We start from the raw sequence: 15092 nt of genomic DNA, 5'->3' as shown, positions 1-15092 counted from the left end.
TCCCCCTTTTGCCGTCAGGCCGACGTCCGCTCGATCTCCCGCGGCTTGAGCTCGGCGTTCTCCAGGATGTCCGTCAGATGCCGCTCCACCACCGGCAGCACCTCGGCGATGGTCACGTCCCGTCCCAGTTCGTGGGCCAGCGAGGTGACGCCCGCGTCGCGGATCCCGCAGGGGATGATGCGGTCGAACCAGGTGGTGTCCGGGTTCACGTTGAACGAGAAGCCGTGCATGGTGACGCCCTTGGCGACACGGATGCCGATCTGTGCGAGCTTGCGGTCCTCCCGGCGCTGGCCGGCGTTGGAGGGCGCGTACTCCGGACCGTTGAGCCGCGGGTCGAACTCCTCGTCGGTCAGGCGCGGGTCGAAGTCCAGGGAGAGGCCGCCGAGGGAGGGGCGCTGCTCCATCGGGTCGCCGAGCACCCAGACGCCGCTGCGGCCCTCCACGCGGGTGGTCTCCACGCCGAACTCCGCGCAGGTGCGGATCAGGGCCTCTTCGAGGCGGCGCACATGGGCGACGACGTCGACCGGGCGCGGGAGCTTCTGGATGGGGTAGCCCACCAGCTGGCCCGGGCCGTGCCAGGTGATCTTGCCGCCGCGGTCCACGTCGACGACCGGCGTGCCGTCCAGGGGGCGCTCGTCGGCGGCCGTGCGCCGTCCCGCCGTGTAGACCGGCGGGTGCTCCAGGAGCAGGCAGGTGTCGGGGACCTCGTCGGCGAAGCGGGCGGCGTGCACCCGGCGCTGCTCGTCCCAGGCCTCCTGGTAGTCGACGGCCTCGGCACCGAACCCCATACGGACGAACCGCAACTCACTCACGGCAAGCGCCTCCCTAGAAGCTTCGTAAGGCGCGAAAGGCGCCCACGCCACTGTACGTCCAGCCCCGAGTCCGGGAGTGCCCTGTGGTTCGTCAGCCGGACGGGGCAATCCTCACACGATCGGATGAATGCATGCCGAACGCTGCGATCGGCCGCTCACTCTCCGCTACATTCACGCCGTTCACGAGGCCATAAGGGCTGCTCACCAAGGCGATACGGGTACCGCGGCGACCCGGGAGGCAGGCATGCCTTCCCGGGAGCTCCGCGTCGGTGCCCGGGAGGCAGGAGACCGCACCGCAGATGACGGAACGACCCGCGCAGCGCACCCCCAACCGACAGCTCGCCGCGCTCATCGCAGAAGCGGGGTTCTCCAACGCCGGTCTCGCCCGTCGCGTCGACCAGCTGGGTCTCGAACACGGGCTCGATCTCAGATACGACAAGACATCCGTGACCCGGTGGCTGCGCGGGCAGCAGCCGCGCGGCACCACGCCCGCGCTCATCGCCGAGGTGTTCACCCGGCGGCTCGGCCGCCGGCTCACCGCGCAGGACCTCGGCCTCGACGCCTGCGCGCCGGTGTACGCGGGCCTGGAGTTCGCCGCCACCCCGGAGGAGGCCGTGGACATCGTCAGCGGTCTGTGGCGCAAGGACTCCGGAAGCCATGCCGAACTGCGCAAGATCGCGTTCACCCCGGCCGGTCTCGTGGTGCCCAGCCGGGACTGGCTGATCGGCCGGGCCGATGACCGGGTCGGACGTGGCGAGACCCTCGCCCGTGTCCCCGCCCAGGGCCGCCCCGCGTCCCCCAAGTTCTCGACCGCGCCCGAACCGGGAGGGTCCGCGTCCCGGCAGCGCAGCCAGTCCGAGCGCGGACCCGGCCAGAAGGTCACCGGCGGGGACATCGCCGCCCTCCGCTCGGTCGGTGAGCTGTTCCGGGCGCTCGACCACGCCTACGGCGGGGGCCACGCCCGCCAGGCCCTCGTGCGCTATCTGGAGCACGAGGCCGAGCCGATGCTCCGCGGCAGCTACGGCGAGCAGACCGGCCGCCGGCTGTTCGCCGCGGCCGCCGATCTCACCCGGCTCGCGGGCTGGACGTCGTACGACATCGGCGCGCACGGTCTCGCCCAGCGCTACTTCGTCCAGGCGCTGCGGCTCGCCCAGGCGGCCGGGGACCGGATCTACGGGGCCTACGTCCTGATCACCATGAGCCGGCAGGCCGTCTACCTCGGCCATGGACGCGAGGCCGTGCAGCTCGTGCGCGTGGCCCAGCAGGGCGTGGGCACCTCCGCGCCCCCCGTCATCCAGGCGCTGCTGCACGCCGTGGAGGCGCGCGGCCACGGCGTGCTCGGCGAGGTGCGCGCGTGCACCGCCTCGCTGGTGCGGGCCGAGCGGGCGCTGGAGTCCGCCCGGCCTGGCGACGAAGTCCCGTACTGGGCACGGTTCTTCGACGAGGCGCAGCTCGCCGACGAGTTCGGGCACTGCCACCGGGATCTGCAGCAGTACCGGGCCGCGGTGCAGCACGCCGAGCGCTCGCTCCAGCTGCGGGCCCCCGGCTACGCCCGCAGCCGGCTGTTCTGCCGGGTCGTGCTCGCCTCGGCGCGGCTCGGCCTCGGCGAGCTGGACCTCGCCTGCCAGTTGGCGGCCGAGGCCGCCGGACAGGCGTCGGAGATGCGGTCGGTGCGGGCGGTGGAGTACGTACGGGACTTCGAGCGCCGGCTGGAGCCGTACCGGGACGCGGCACCGGTGCGCGGGTACCGCGACAAGGTGGCCGCGCTCAGCTGAGCCTCAGGCCGCCGTGGGCAGCGGGTCCGCCAGCCGGGTCGGGCCCGCACCCAGGTCCGCGAGGAGGGCGGACGCGGCCCGGCGGCCCGAGTGCAGCGCGCCCTGGACCGTACTCGTGTCCCGGTGGTCGCCGCACACGTACAACCCGGCCAGCAGCCGCACCGGCCGCCGCAGATCGTGCGGCGGCCGCATCGCGGGTACGGCCCGCGCGGTGTGATGCACGGCCAGCGTCTCCCAGCGGGTGGTCGAGGTGCCGTACAGCCGCGCCAGATGGGCCCGTACGGCACCGTCCACGTCGTCGGGGGGCATGCCGAGGACGGTGGAGGAGACCAGGGCGCGGCCCACGGGCGCCCGGGACGGATCCACCAGGCTGACGACCGCCGTGTGGGCCACGGGACCGTCGCGGTCCGCGTCCAGCAGCAGCGAGGCACCGGTCGACGGCGGCTCCTCCATGGTGTGGTGGACGACGGTGACGGGATGGAAGTCCGGCACGCGCAGCCCCGGCAGCAGCTCGGCGGCGGCGGACGCGTCGGTGGCCAGCAGCACGGCCTGGCACCGCAGTTCACCGTGTTCCGCGGTGGTCACCGAGGTCGTGGAGACGGAGGTGGCGCGCACCCCGGTGTGCACGGTGCCCGGCGGCAGCGCCCGGGCCAGCAGCTCCGGCAGGACGTCCGCTCCGCCCTCCGGCATGCACAGCCGGCCGGTCGCGAAGGAGCGCAGCGCCAGATCGGCGCAGCGACTCGACGTGGTCAGCTCCGGGTCGCACAACAGGGCGGCGAGCAGGGGGCGGAGAAAACCGTCGACGGCACGGGCGGGGATCCCGCGCGCCGCGAGCGCGTGCCGGGCGGCGGACTCGGGCCGGGCCAGCAGCCGTTCCACGGGCGTCGTGGCGATCCGGGCGAGCTCGGCGCGGAGCCTCAGGGGCGCGACGATGCCGGCCGCGCGCGATCCGTTCGCCAGCGAACGGGCCGTGCGGCCCAGGCCCGTTCCGCTCACCGGCCGGGGCGCGGACGCCGTACGGGGAACGGCCGCGAGGGCGCGCACGGCGCTCAGCGCCGTCCGTGCGCCCCCTGCGCCCCCGCCCCCCACGGGGGCGCCCGCCCGGTGCCGGCGCCCCTCGCTGTGTATTAGGACGCCCGGTGCGAAGGAGCGGAGGACGAGGGAGTCGAGCCCCGGCGTCAAGTGCAGTTCGGGGTACGCGGTGGACAGCAGTTGTCCGATCCGGTCGAGCCGGAAGCCGTCGACCTTCTCGGTCGACATGCGCCCGCCGACGTAAGGGGCGGCCTCCAGGACCGCGGTGGTGATTCCTGCGCTGGTCAGCCGATGGGCCGCCGCGAGGCCGGCGACCCCGGCGCCGACGATGACGACGTCCGCCTGATACACGGGCTGTAGCACGTGCCCCTCCTCGAGGTTGTGCGGCCGGTGGAGACGTCATGCCCCCAACTGGCTGGTGAAATACCCGAGTTCGGATCGAGCGTAGGTCCGTGAACGGTCACGTGTAGTCGCGCATCAACAGAGCACGGTCGCACGGCGGTCGCATACGGTCGAATTCGGCGATCCCTGGTCTCCCGCGCCTCCCGCACCCCGCCGAACCCTCGTGACCGCGCCGTCCGCTACCGCTGCAACGCGGCCCGCAGTGCCTCCTCGATCCCCGGGAACGCGAAGGAAAACCCCGACTCCAGCAGTCGCTCGGGCACCACCCGCGCACTGCCGAGCACATCCCCGGACATCTCACCCAGAGCCAGCCGCAGGGCCGGGGCGGGCACCGGGAAGAGCGCCGGGCGGCGCAGCACACGCCCCATGGCGGCGGTGATCTGAGCGTTCGTCAGCGGCTCGGGGGCCGTCAGGTTGAACGGCCCGGACAGGTCCTCACGGTCGATGAGGTGGCGAAGCGCCGCCACCTCGTCGTGCAGCGCGATGTACGACCAGTACTGCCGGCCGCCCCCCATGCGCCCGCCGAGCCCCGCCTGGAACAGCGGGAACAGCCGCCCCCAGGCCCCGCCCTCGCGGGCCACCACCAGCCCCGTCCGCGCGAACACCGTCCGCACGCCGGCCTCCTGCACCGCGGCGGCGGCCTCCTCCCACTCCACGCACAGCGAGGGCAGAAAGCCGTCCCCGGGCGGTGCCGTCTCGTCGACCGTCCGGTCGCCGGTCTCGCCGTAGTAGCCGATCGCGCTGCCGCTCACGAACACCCGCGGCGGCTCGGGCAGCGAGGCGACCGCCTCCGCGAGCGCCGCCGTGCCCAGCACCCGGCTGTCGCGGAGGGTCTTCTTGTACGCGTCGGTCCAGCGGTGGTCGCCGATGCCGGCCCCGGCCAGGTTCACCACGGCGTCGCACCCGATGAGCCCCGCCGCGTCGACGTACTGCCCCTCGGGGTCCCAGCAGACCTCGTCCTCGCCCCGGGCCGAGCGCCGCACCAGACGCACCACCTCGTGTCCGTCCGCGGTCAGCGATCGCACCAGGGCACTGCCGATCAGACCGGACGCACCGGCCACGGCGATTCGGGAACGTTCCATGCGCCCATCCTGCCCCGTGCGTCCCGCCCGACCCGCCCGGCGCCCTGAAAAGCGCAGGACGGATCGTCGTGCCCCGGCCGTACAGTGACCGCATGTCCGCTCCCCGCATACGCCCCGCCACGACCGACGACGAGGACGTGCTCGGTCGCCTCGACCGTGCCGCCTGGTCCCCGCTGCACTCCGTACAGCCGCGCCCCGAGCCGCCGTACGACCCCTTCTTCTCCGATCGGTCCGGGCCGCGCGACCACCTCGTGGCTGAACTCGACGGCGCCGTCGTCGGCTATCTCCGGCTCGGTTTCCCGACGTCGCTGGCGTGCAACACGCACGTCCTGCAGATCCGGGGGCTCGCCGTCGCCGACGAGGCCCGTGGCACGGGGGCCGGCCGGGCGCTGCTGCGGGCCGCTCAGGAGGAGGCGAGACGGCGAGGAGCCCGACGCCTCACCCTGCGCGTCCTCGGACACAACGCCCCGGCCCGGCGGTTGTACGAGTCCGAGGGGTTCACGGTGGAGGGGATCCTGCCCGACGAGTTCCTGCTCGACGGAAAGTACGTCGACGACGTGCTCATGGGCATGTTCCTGTGAGCGTGAGCCCCGGCGGACGTATCCGCGCGCCGGGGCTCTGAGTTCCCGAGCTCCTACGGCGTGACGAGGTCGCCCGTGTCCACCGGTGCCGTGGCATGCGCCGCGCGCCCGGCGTCGCCCGCGACCTCGTCCGCCGTCAGCACGTAGCCCGTCTCCTGGTTCGAGGTGGAGCGGGCGAAGACGACGCCGTAGACCCGGCCGTCCTTGGTGAGCAGCGGGCCGCCGGAGTTGCCGGGCAGCACGGTGGAGCGGATGGAGTAGATGTCCCGGGTGACCGTGTCCGAGCTGTAGATGTTCTGGCCGGTGGCCCGGAGCCGGCTGGCGACCGTGGCGGCCCGCAGCGTCAGATCGCCGTCCTCCGGATAGCCCGCGACCACGGCCGCGTCGCCGCGCTTGGCCTCGCCGTCGAAGCGCAGCACGGGCGCGTGCAGATCCGGCACGTACAGCACGGCCACGTCCCGGTCCGGGTCGAAGAGCACCACCCGGGCCGTGTACGACGGGCCGACACCGCCGACGCGGACCGTCGGGTGATCGATGCCCGCCACCACGTGGGCGTTGGTCATGACATGCCGTGCCGCGTACACGAAGCCGCTGCCCTCACGGCCCTCGGTGCCGACGGCGCCCTCGATCTTCACCGTGCTGAACTTGGCGGCGTTCGTCGCGCTCGGGGTGACGTCGTCGCCCGAGGGCTTGGGCACCCCGGCCGTCGGTTCGTTCTCGAACGGGTTGAAGACCTGGGGGAAGCCCGCCTGGGCGAGCGCGGTCGTGGCGTGCGAGAACCAGGCCGGGGTGGTGTCCGGCATCACGTTCTGCACGGAGCCCAGCAGCCGGGAGTCCCGGATCGAGTCCGTGACCAGCGGGGAGGAGGAGGCGCCCAGCACGCTCGCGGCCACCCACGCCACGATCAGCACGGCCAGCGTATTGGCCGCCGCGCCGCCGATCCCGTCGGCCACCCGCAGCGGCCCGTGGTCCAGCTCGCGGCGCAGCTTCAGCGCGAGGCGCCCCGCCAGCTCGTGGACCAGCACGGCCGGGACCAGCACCGTGAACACCGCGGTGACCGTCGCCGCCGTCGTCCCCCGGGCCACCAGGTCCATCACCCACGGCAGGATCCACACACCGATGACGGCCCCGCCCACGAAGCCGGCCAGGGAGACACAGCCGGCCACCAGTCCGCGCCGGTAGCCGGACGCCGCATAGGCCAGGATGACCAGCATCAGCAGGATGTCGAGCAGGTCCACGAAGCCGCCTTTCTCTAGGACCCCTTAGTACGCGCCGCAGGAGCCCAGTGATCAGCCGCGCGCCGGGGCCGCCCGAAAAGCAGTCACGCGCGTCGACCTGTAGAAACGTCCCGGACCGGGACAATGGTTCCGCCAGGTGGCACAGCGCACATCGCCTAGGCGGCAGGAGCGGCCGAAAGTGGGGCCATGCGTGTCTTGCCAAGAGCCGGGCTGGTGCGACCACGGCGCGTACGGGTTCCGGGGACCACCCTGCTGCTGCTCGGCTGTCTGCCCGGGTTCGCCGCCTCCCTGACCCTGATGACGTGCGCGTCCCGGGTCGAGCAGACGGCGGCGCTCCTGCGCCCGCATCCGGTCGAGGCCCGGTCCGCCGTGCTGCACCAGGCACCCAGGCCGCGGATCGTGCCGCGGACGACCTGGGCGGGCGGCGGGGGTCTGCCGGGCCAGCCGCCGCCGCGCTACGACGACAAGGTCATCGCGGTGTTCGTGCACCACACCGACTCGCCCAACCGCTACGCCTGCGCCGACGTGCCCCGCATCATCAGGGCGCTGTACGCGGGCCAGATCGGCAACCGGCGGTGGGACGACATCGGCTACAACTTCCTCGTCGACCGCTGCGGCACGATCTACGAGGGCCGCGCGGGCGGCGTGGAACGTCCCGTCACCGGCGCCCACACCCTGGGCTTCAACCACCGCACGGCCGGCATCGCCGCGATCGGCACCTTCACGGCGGGCGTGCCCGTGCCCCGGGCCATGACCGACGCGATCGCCGCCGTGGCCGCGTGGAAACTGGGCCTCGCGGACATCGACCCGCGCACCAAGGTCCGGCTCGTCTCCAGCAGCGGCAAGAGCCTCTACAAGGAGGGCGCCGCCGTGATGCTGCCCGCCCTCGCGGCCCACCGGGACGGCTATGCGACCAGTTGCCCGGGCGCGGCCCTCAGCGCCCTCCTCCCGGCGATCAGGGAACGGGCGGCCCATCTGCAGGGCCGACGGTGACCGCTCCGGCCCCGCGGCCCAGGAACGCACCTTCACGGCGCCGCACGGCCCGCGGGTGCGCCCCGTCCCGCCGCGAGGCGGGACGGGGCGCACCCGTCCCGCCGCGAGGCCCACAGGCCCCCCACAGGCCAAGCGCAGCTTCCTCCGATCCCCGCGCCCTACGGTCGGGCGCGAAAGCCGACCGGAGGTGGGGATCATGAGCGGCGTCAGCCGTACGGAGACGAAGAGGACACGCACCTGGGCCGGGGCCGTGCGCAACCCCTGGACGGTGGTCTGCGCGGTGGCGACCGTCGTGCTCGGGCCGGCCGCGGCCACGGCGTCCGCCCTCGACCAGGCCAACCGGGCGCCACTGCACCACACGGCCGGGTCCGGCCGGGATCCGGGTCAGTCCTTCCGGGTCAGCCCTTGAAGCGGTCCCACAGCCTCGGGTACCGCTCGGCGAGCGCGGACTCGTTCTCCAGGTCGAACGGCGTCCCCTCCGGCTCGGAGGCCATGGGCGGGATGCCCAGGTCGGGCGCCACGCTCCCGGTGAGCTGCTCGTACGCCTCGTCCGCGGCATAGCCGAGCTCCTCGCCGTCCCCGTCGACCTCCTCGTCGAAGTCCCCGAGCAGGCCCGACAGCGCGTCGGGGTCGTGCAGGGCTCCCTCGAAGACCTCCCGGCCCTGGCCGATCAGCCAGCACCGGAAGAAGTCGAACGCGTCGTCGCTCGCCCCGTCCAGCAGCACCCAGGCGGCGCCCCACAGGTCCCAGCGGTAGGCGCGGTTGTAGCGGCACTCGAAGTGACGGGCGAAGTCCAGCACGGTGTCCGGGTCCAGCTGGAGCAGCCGTTCGACGAGCTGGTCGGCCTGCTCCTCGGGGTCGCCCCCGGCGGCCTCCCGGCTCGCGTCCACCAGCTCCCAGAACTCCGTCTCGTCCATCACGGGAACCAGCATCGGCCCTCGACGGGTGAGGCGCACGCGGAGTGCGGCCTGATCTCACCGGCCGTAGAGCCGGGCGATCCGCAGCGCGTCCCGCGCGAACAGGGCGCGCAGTCCCGGGGGCGAGAGCACCTCGACCTCGGGCCCCGGCGCCGTGAGTTGTGCGTGCGCGACCTCCTCGGACTCCACCGGCAGGGTCACCGTCACCCACCCCTGCCCGTCCGGGTCGCCCGCGGCCGCCAGTGCCGCACGGGCCGACGCGGGATCCACTGCGTACGGCAGCCTGCGCAGGCCCTCTTCGGACAGCCGCACCACGACCTCGGCCCGCAGGAGGGAGCGCGCGAACCGCGCGGCCTGCTCCGCCCAGAAGGCCGGCAGATCGAACCCCTCGTCCCGTGCGAACCGCTCCGCCCCGGGGTCCACGGCCGTGCAGCGGTCGACGCGGTACACCCGGAAGACCCCGGCCTGCGTCGCCCGTGCGCACAGGTACCACACCCCCGCCTTGAGCACGAGCCCGTACGGCTCCAGCTCCCGCTCCACCTCCTGTGCGCCGCTGCGGTAGCGCGCGGTGATCCGCCGGTCGTCCCAGACCGCCTCCGCGACCTCTGGCAGCAGCGGCGGGGTCTCCGGGTCCGTGAACCAGGCGGGCGCGTCCAGATGGAACCGCTGCGCTGCCGTACGGGAGGCGTCGCGCAGGGAGGGCAGGAGAGCCGCCGACACCTTCAGCCGGGCCGCGGAGGCCGCGTCCGCCAGACCCATCTCGCGCAGCGCGCCCGGCACCCCGCTGAGGAACAGCGCCTCGGCCTCGCCGCGTGCGAGCCCGGTCAGCCGGGTGCGGTAACCGCCCGGGAGCCGGTAGCCCCCGGCCCGCCCGCGGTCCGCGTACACCGGGACCCCCGCCTGAGCGAGGGCCTGCGCGTCCCGGGTGACGGTCCGCTCGGACACCTCCAGCTCACGGGCCAGCTCGGCCGCCGTCATCGAGGTCCGGGACTGGAGCAGCAGCACCATGGTGATCAGACGAGCGGCACGCATGCCGCCATCATGCCTCCGGCCACCGACAGCGCCAGGGGTACGACGAAGGGGTACGGCAGCTGCCGTACCCCTTCGTCGTACCTCGTCACCGGCCCTTACAGGCCGTACTTCTCCCGGGCCTCCTTGACGGCCGTCGCCTTGACCTCGCCGCGCCGGGCGAGCTGGGCGAGGGCCGCGACCACGATCGACGGGGCGTCGACACCGAAGTGGCGGCGGGCCGCCTCACGGGTGTCCGAGAGGCCGAAGCCGTCGGCGCCCAGCGAGGAGTAGTCCTGCTCCACCCACTGCGCGATCTGGTCAGGGACCTGGCGCATGTAGTCGGACACCGCGAGGACCGGGCCCTCGGCGCCCTGGAGCGCCTGCCGGATATACGGCACACGCTCCTCGCCCCGCAGCAGTGCCGCGTCCGCCTCCAGGGCGTCCCGGCGCAGCTCGCCCCAGGACGTCGCCGACCACACGTCCGCGGCCACGCCCCACTCCTCGGCGAGCAGCTTCTGCGCGTCGAGCGCCCAGTGGATCGCGGTGCCGGAGCCCAGCAGCTGGATGCGCGGGGCGTTGGGGGCACCTCCCTGCTCGAGCGAAGTCGAGAGCTCGGGGGACATGGGGGACAGGCCCGCCGACTCCGCCGTGTTGTAGCGGTACAGGCCCTTGACGATGCCCTCGTCGATACCGAGGCCGGACGGCTTCGCCGGCTGCGGCAGCGGCTCGTTGTAGACCGTGAGGTAGTAGAAGACGTTCGGGTCCTCGCCCGGCGCCGTCTCGCCGTACATACGGCGCAGACCGTCCTTCACGATCACGGCGATCTCGTACGCGAAGGCCGGGTCGTAGCTCAGCGCGGCCGGGTTGGTGGCCGCGATCACCGGGGAGTGGCCGTCGGCGTGCTGCAGGCCCTCGCCCGTCAGCGTCGTACGGCCGGCCGTGGCGCCGACGAGGAAGCCGCGGCCGAGCTGGTCGCCGAGCTGCCACATCTGGTCGGCGGTGCGCTGCCAGCCGAACATCGAGTAGAAGATGTAGAACGGGATCATCGCCTCGCCGTGCGTCGCGTACGACGACGATGCGGCGATGAAGTCGGCCATCGAACCGGCCTCGGTGATCCCCTCGTTGAGGATCTGGCCGTTCTTGGCCTCCTTGTAGTACATCAGCTGGTCACGGTCGACCGGCTCGTACGTCTGGCCCTTCGGCGAGTAGATGCCGAGGGACGGGAAGAGCGACTCCATACCGAAGGTGCGCGCCTCGTCCGGGACGATCGGCACCCAGCGCCTGCCCGTCTCCTTGTCGCGGACCAGGTCCTTGACCAGGCGGACGAAGGCCATGGTGGTCGCCACGTTCTGCGAGCCGGAGCCCTTGTCGAAGGCGGCGAAGGCCTTGTCGGCGGGCGCGGGCAGCGGCGCGAGGGGGTGGACGCGGCGGGCCGGGGCCGGACCGCCGAGGGCCGCGCGGCGCTCCTGGAGGTAGCGGACCTCGGGGGAGTCGGCGCCCGGGTGGCCGTAGGGCACCACGCCGTCGGTGAACTGCGCGTCGGAGATCGGCAGCTCCAGGCGGTCGCGCATCTCCTTGAACTCGTCCACCGTCAGCTTCTTCATCTGGTGGTTGGCGTTCTTCGACGCGAAGCCCGTGCCGAGGGTGTGGCCCTTGACCGTCTGCGCCAGGATCACCGTCGGGGCGCCCTTGTGCTCCAGGGCGGCCTTGTAGGCGGCGTACACCTTGCGCGGCTCGTGACCGCCGCGGGAGAAGTGGAAGCAGTCGAGGATCTTGTCGTCGGTCAGCAGCTTCGCCATCTCGACGAGCGCCGGGTCCTTGCCGAAGAAGTCCTGGCGGATGTAGGCGGCGTCGCGGGTCTGGTACGTCTGGACCTGCGCGTCCGGTACCTCGCGCAGCCGGCGTACCAACGCGCCCGTGGTGTCGAGGGCGAACAGCTCGTCCCAGGCGCTGCCCCACAGCGTCTTGACGACGTTCCAGCCGGCGCCGCGGAACTGGGCCTCCAGCTCCTGCACGATCTTGAAGTTGGCGCGGACCGGGCCGTCGAGGCGCTGCAGGTTGCAGTTGATGACGAAGGTCAGGTTGTCCAGCTGCTCACGGGCGGCCAGCGCGAGCGCGGCCGTCGACTCCGGCTCGTCCATCTCGCCGTCGCCGAGGAAGGCCCAGACATGGGACGCCGAGACGTCCTTGATGCCGCGGTTCGTCAGGTAGCGGTTGAAGCGCGCCTGGTAGATCGCCGACAGCGGGCCGAGACCCATGGAGACGGTGGGGAACTCCCACAGCCAGGGCAGACGGCGCGGGTGCGGGTAGGAGGGCAGACCGTTGCCGCCGGCCTCCTGGCGGAAGTTGTCGAGGTGGTGCTCGTTCAGCCGGCCGTCGAGGAAGGCGCGGGCGTAGATGCCGGGGGAGGCGTGGCCCTGGATGTACAGCTGGTCGCCGGAACCATCGCCCTCCTTGCCGTGGAAGAAGTGGTTGAAGCCCGTCTCGTAGAGCCAGGCGGCGGAGGCGAAGGTGGCGATGTGACCGCCGACGCCGTACTTGCTGCCACGGGTCACCATCGCGGCCGCGTTCCAGCGGTTCCAGGCCGTGATCCGGGCCTCCATCGCCTCGTCACCGGGCAGAGCCGGCTCGGCGGCGGTCGGGATGGTGTTCAGGTAGTCCGTCTCGAGGAGCTTCGGCAGGGCGACGCCGGTGCCCTCGGCGCGCTCCAGTGTGCGGCGCATCAGGTACGCGGCACGGTGCGGCCCGGCCGCCTTGGTGACGGCGTCCAGGGAGGCCTGCCATTCGGCGGTCTCCTCGGGGTCGCGGTCCGGGAGCTGGTCGAGCTCGCTCGGCTGGATGGCGTTGGGGTCGGTCATGTCGCCGCCTTCCTCAGTCGAAGGGGGTTCCCTCATCGGTAAGGGTCAGGGGGTGCCCTTGGTCTTTGGCAGGACAGGGCGATGGACTTCGGTGGAAGTCCGTCGGCGACTGTAACCCCCCGATCGATGATCGATCAAAAGGTCGAGGGCCAAAACCTCTCGATTTCGAGAAAGTCGGCACGCCGTGCCTTCGAACGAGACACCGAGTGTCGCGTTCTTCTACGGTTTTCGCAGGTCCGCGTGCGTCTGAGCGGGGAGATGCTCCGGTGATCGGGACCGGCTTTCGCACGGGTCGAAGGACATGGCTTCGCGGGTCCGTGGGGTCCGGCTTTCCGGGTCCCTGGGGTCCGGGCTTTCCGGGCCCACGGGGACCGGCTTCGCGGGTCTGTGGGGTCCAGGCTTTCCGGTCCGCAGGGTCCGGACCTTCCGGGTCCGCAAGTACTGCTTCCTAGGCGCGCGGGGCGCATCCCAGGACGTGTGCCTTCACGATCTCCGCGATACGGGGGTCGCGCCGCTGGAACGCGGCCACCAGCTCCTCGTGCTCCTCCGCGTACGACTGCTGCACCGTCCCCAGCCAGCGGATCGACAGGGCCGTGAACACCTCGATGCCCAGCCCCTCCCAGGTGTGCAGCAGCACCGAGTTCCCGGCCGCCCGCACCAGCTCCCGGTGGAAGCCCACCGTGTGCCGCACCTGCGCCGTGCCGTCCGCCCTGCGGTCCGCCTCGTAGAGGGCCATGACGTGCGGTTCCAGGGCCGAGCAGTCCTCCGCCAGGCGTCCGGCCGCCAGCTCCGCCGCGATGGCCTCCAGACCGGCTCGGACGGGGTAGCTCTCCTCCAGGTCGGCGGCCGTGAGATTGCGCACCCGTACACCCTTGTTGGGCGCCGACTCGATCAGCCGCAGCGACTCCAGCTCCCGCAGTGCCTCCCGGACCGGTGTCTGGCTGACCTCCAGCTCGGTGGCGATCCGCCGTTCCACGATCCGCTCGCCCGGCTTCCAGCGCCCGCTGACGATCCCCTCCACGATGTGCTCGCGGATCTGCTCGCGCAGCGAGTGGACGACGGGCGCGGTCATGAGGGCTCCTCAGTCGGGGCGTTCGACGCTTAGACAATACGGCCGCGAGCCCGGGAGGGAAGGGCGCATGCGGGGGCTTTCCCGCAGGTGAGACGAGACTTACACACCGCTGTAACGGGCAAACACGGCGCCCCCGCCCGGATCGTCCGGACGGGGGCGCCGTGGTTCAGGCCGGCTGTCGGCGGCCCGGAGAGGCTCAGAGGCCGAGCTCGACCTCGAACTCGCCGGCCTCCAGGATCGCCTTGACCGCGGTCAGGTAGCGGGCGGCGTCGGCGCCGTCCACCAGACGGTGGTCGTAGGAGAGGGTCAGGTAGGTCATGTCGCGGACGCCGATGACCGTGCCCTCCTCGGTCTCGATGACCGCCGGGCGCTTGACCGTGGCACCGATGCCGAGGATCGCGACCTGGCCCGGCGGCACGATGATCGTGTCGAACAGCGCGCCGCGCGAACCGGTGTTGCTGATGGTGAAGGTCGCGCCGGACAGCTCGTCCGGAGTGATCTTGTTGGCCCGGACCTTGCCCGCCAGTTCGGCCGTGGCCTTGGCGATGCCCGCGATGTTGAGGTCACCGGCGTGCTTGATGACCGGGGTCATCAGGCCCTTCTCGGAGTCCACCGCGATACCGATGTTCTCGGTGTCGAAGTAGGTGATGGTGCCCTCGGCCTCGTTGATCTTGGCGTTGATGACCGGGTGGGCCTTCAGCGCCTGGGCCGCCGCCTTCACGAAGAACGGCATCGGGGAGAGCTTGACGCCCTCGCGGGCCGCGAACGCGTCCTTGGCCTGGGCGCGCAGACGCATCAGGCGCGTCACGTCGACCTCGACCACCGAGGACAGCTGGGCCTGCTCGTGCAGGGCCTTGACCATGTTGTCGCCGATGACCTTGCGGATCCGCGGCATCTTCACGGTCTGACCGCGCAGCGGGGAGACCTCCAGGACCGGAGCCTTCTTCGCGGCCGGGGCGGCGGCGGGAGCGGCGGCCGGAGCCGGCGCAGCGGCCTTCGCGGCCTCGGCGGCGGCGATGACGTCCTGCTTGCGGATGCGGCCGCCGACACCGGTGCCCTTGACGGTGGACAGGTCGACGCCGTTCTCGGCGGCGAGCTTGCGCACCAGCGGGGTCACGTACGCGCCCTCGTCGGTCGCCTGGGCGGCGGCCGGGACGGGGGTGACCGGGGCGGGCGCCGGAGCCGGGGCAGCCGGAGCCGGAGCGGCAACGGCGGGGGCCGCGGGAGCCGGAGCGGGGGCCGGGGCGGCGGCGGGCACGAAGCTGATGTGCACCGCCGAGTTGAACGCCTCGCTCATCATCTGGCCCTGCAACGGCACG

At 72.6% G+C, this 15092-nt stretch carries 13 protein-coding genes; 4 read left to right on the top strand and 9 right to left on the bottom strand.

Annotated features, from left to right (window positions below):
• Positions 1–14 precede the first annotated feature (14 nt).
• Complete coding sequence (gene lipB / locus AB0L95_RS12600) at positions 15–812, bottom strand: lipoyl(octanoyl) transferase LipB (protein WP_365161054.1); 798 nt, start codon at positions 810–812, stop codon at positions 15–17.
• Positions 813–1111: 299 nt separating this feature from the next.
• Here lipB and AB0L95_RS12595 point away from each other — a divergent pair, with 299 nt between their 5' ends.
• A complete protein-coding gene (locus tag AB0L95_RS12595) occupies positions 1112–2587 on the top strand; it encodes a regulator (RefSeq protein ID WP_365161052.1) in 1476 nt (491 codons plus the stop codon).
• Between the two features lie 3 nt (positions 2588–2590).
• Here the strand turns inward: AB0L95_RS12595 and AB0L95_RS12590 are convergent, their stop codons facing one another.
• Positions 2591–3982, bottom strand: coding sequence for an NAD(P)/FAD-dependent oxidoreductase (locus AB0L95_RS12590; RefSeq protein ID WP_365161050.1), 1392 nt, complete (start codon positions 3980–3982; stop codon positions 2591–2593).
• Positions 3983–4200: 218 nt separating this feature from the next.
• Positions 4201–5103, bottom strand: a complete 903-nt coding sequence (locus tag AB0L95_RS12585; RefSeq protein WP_365161048.1) for a TIGR01777 family oxidoreductase — start codon at positions 5101–5103, stop codon at positions 4201–4203.
• 92 nt (positions 5104–5195) lie between these two features.
• Here AB0L95_RS12585 and AB0L95_RS12580 point away from each other — a divergent pair, with 92 nt between their 5' ends.
• The gene (locus AB0L95_RS12580) at positions 5196–5684 is read left to right on the top strand and encodes a GNAT family N-acetyltransferase (RefSeq protein ID WP_365161046.1); all 489 of its coding nucleotides are present in this window, start codon (positions 5196–5198) and stop codon (positions 5682–5684) included.
• Between the two features lie 53 nt (positions 5685–5737).
• On the opposite strand, the gene AB0L95_RS12575 is transcribed toward AB0L95_RS12580, so the two are convergent.
• Positions 5738–6922: a MarP family serine protease gene (locus AB0L95_RS12575; protein ID WP_365161044.1), complete on the bottom strand. Its 1185-nt coding sequence runs from the start codon at positions 6920–6922 to the stop codon at positions 5738–5740.
• Positions 6923–7108: 186 nt separating this feature from the next.
• Here AB0L95_RS12575 and AB0L95_RS12570 point away from each other — a divergent pair, with 186 nt between their 5' ends.
• Entirely contained in the window at positions 7109–7915 is an 807-nt protein-coding gene (locus tag AB0L95_RS12570) for a peptidoglycan recognition protein (RefSeq protein WP_365161042.1), read from the top strand.
• Between the two features lie 196 nt (positions 7916–8111).
• Positions 8112–8324 (top strand): hypothetical protein, encoded by a 213-nt coding sequence (locus AB0L95_RS12565; protein WP_365161040.1) that lies wholly within the window; start codon positions 8112–8114, stop codon positions 8322–8324.
• On the opposite strand, the gene AB0L95_RS12560 is transcribed toward AB0L95_RS12565, so the two are convergent.
• The 5 genes from AB0L95_RS12560 to sucB all read right to left on the bottom strand — a co-directional run.
• Positions 8314–8832 (bottom strand): DUF4240 domain-containing protein, encoded by a 519-nt coding sequence (locus AB0L95_RS12560; protein WP_365161472.1) that lies wholly within the window; start codon positions 8830–8832, stop codon positions 8314–8316. The genes AB0L95_RS12565 and AB0L95_RS12560 overlap by 11 nt on opposite strands.
• Positions 8833–8889: 57 nt before the next feature.
• The gene (locus tag AB0L95_RS12555; protein ID WP_365161038.1) at positions 8890–9864 is read right to left on the bottom strand and encodes a WYL domain-containing protein; all 975 of its coding nucleotides are present in this window, start codon (positions 9862–9864) and stop codon (positions 8890–8892) included.
• A 95-nt stretch (positions 9865–9959) separates the two neighbouring features.
• Complete coding sequence (gene aceE / locus AB0L95_RS12550) at positions 9960–12701, bottom strand: pyruvate dehydrogenase (acetyl-transferring), homodimeric type (RefSeq protein WP_365161036.1); 2742 nt, start codon at positions 12699–12701, stop codon at positions 9960–9962.
• Between the two features lie 448 nt (positions 12702–13149).
• Entirely contained in the window at positions 13150–13773 is a 624-nt protein-coding gene (locus AB0L95_RS12545; protein ID WP_365161035.1) for a GntR family transcriptional regulator, read from the bottom strand.
• A gap of 196 nt (positions 13774–13969) precedes the next feature.
• Positions 13970–15092: 2-oxoglutarate dehydrogenase, E2 component, dihydrolipoamide succinyltransferase (gene sucB / locus AB0L95_RS12540; RefSeq protein ID WP_365161033.1), on the bottom strand; the 1123-nt coding region annotated here is incomplete at its 5' end.

The sequence above is a fragment of the Streptomyces sp. NPDC052036 genome (assembly GCF_040680495.1).
Lineage (GTDB): Bacteria > Actinomycetota > Actinomycetes > Streptomycetales > Streptomycetaceae > Streptomyces.
This window is presented reverse-complemented; position numbering and strand designations above follow the sequence as displayed.

Excerpts from the sequence above, each read along its gene's own strand:
- AB0L95_RS12595 (WP_365161052.1), top strand. The coding sequence starts at position 1,112 with ATGACGGAACGACCCGCGCAGCGCACCCCCAACCGACAGCTCGCCGCG.
- AB0L95_RS12585 (WP_365161048.1), bottom strand. The coding sequence starts at position 5,103 with ATGGAACGTTCCCGAATCGCCGTGGCCGGTGCGTCCGGTCTGATCGGC.
- AB0L95_RS12580 (WP_365161046.1), top strand. The coding sequence starts at position 5,196 with ATGTCCGCTCCCCGCATACGCCCCGCCACGACCGACGACGAGGACGTG.
- AB0L95_RS12570 (WP_365161042.1), top strand. The coding sequence starts at position 7,109 with ATGCGTGTCTTGCCAAGAGCCGGGCTGGTGCGACCACGGCGCGTACGG.
- AB0L95_RS12565 (WP_365161040.1), top strand. The coding sequence starts at position 8,112 with ATGAGCGGCGTCAGCCGTACGGAGACGAAGAGGACACGCACCTGGGCC.
- AB0L95_RS12560 (WP_365161472.1), bottom strand. The coding sequence starts at position 8,832 with ATGGACGAGACGGAGTTCTGGGAGCTGGTGGACGCGAGCCGGGAGGCC.
- AB0L95_RS12555 (WP_365161038.1), bottom strand. The coding sequence starts at position 9,864 with ATGCGTGCCGCTCGTCTGATCACCATGGTGCTGCTGCTCCAGTCCCGG.
- aceE (WP_365161036.1), bottom strand. The coding sequence starts at position 12,701 with ATGACCGACCCCAACGCCATCCAGCCGAGCGAGCTCGACCAGCTCCCG.
- AB0L95_RS12545 (WP_365161035.1), bottom strand. The coding sequence starts at position 13,773 with ATGACCGCGCCCGTCGTCCACTCGCTGCGCGAGCAGATCCGCGAGCAC.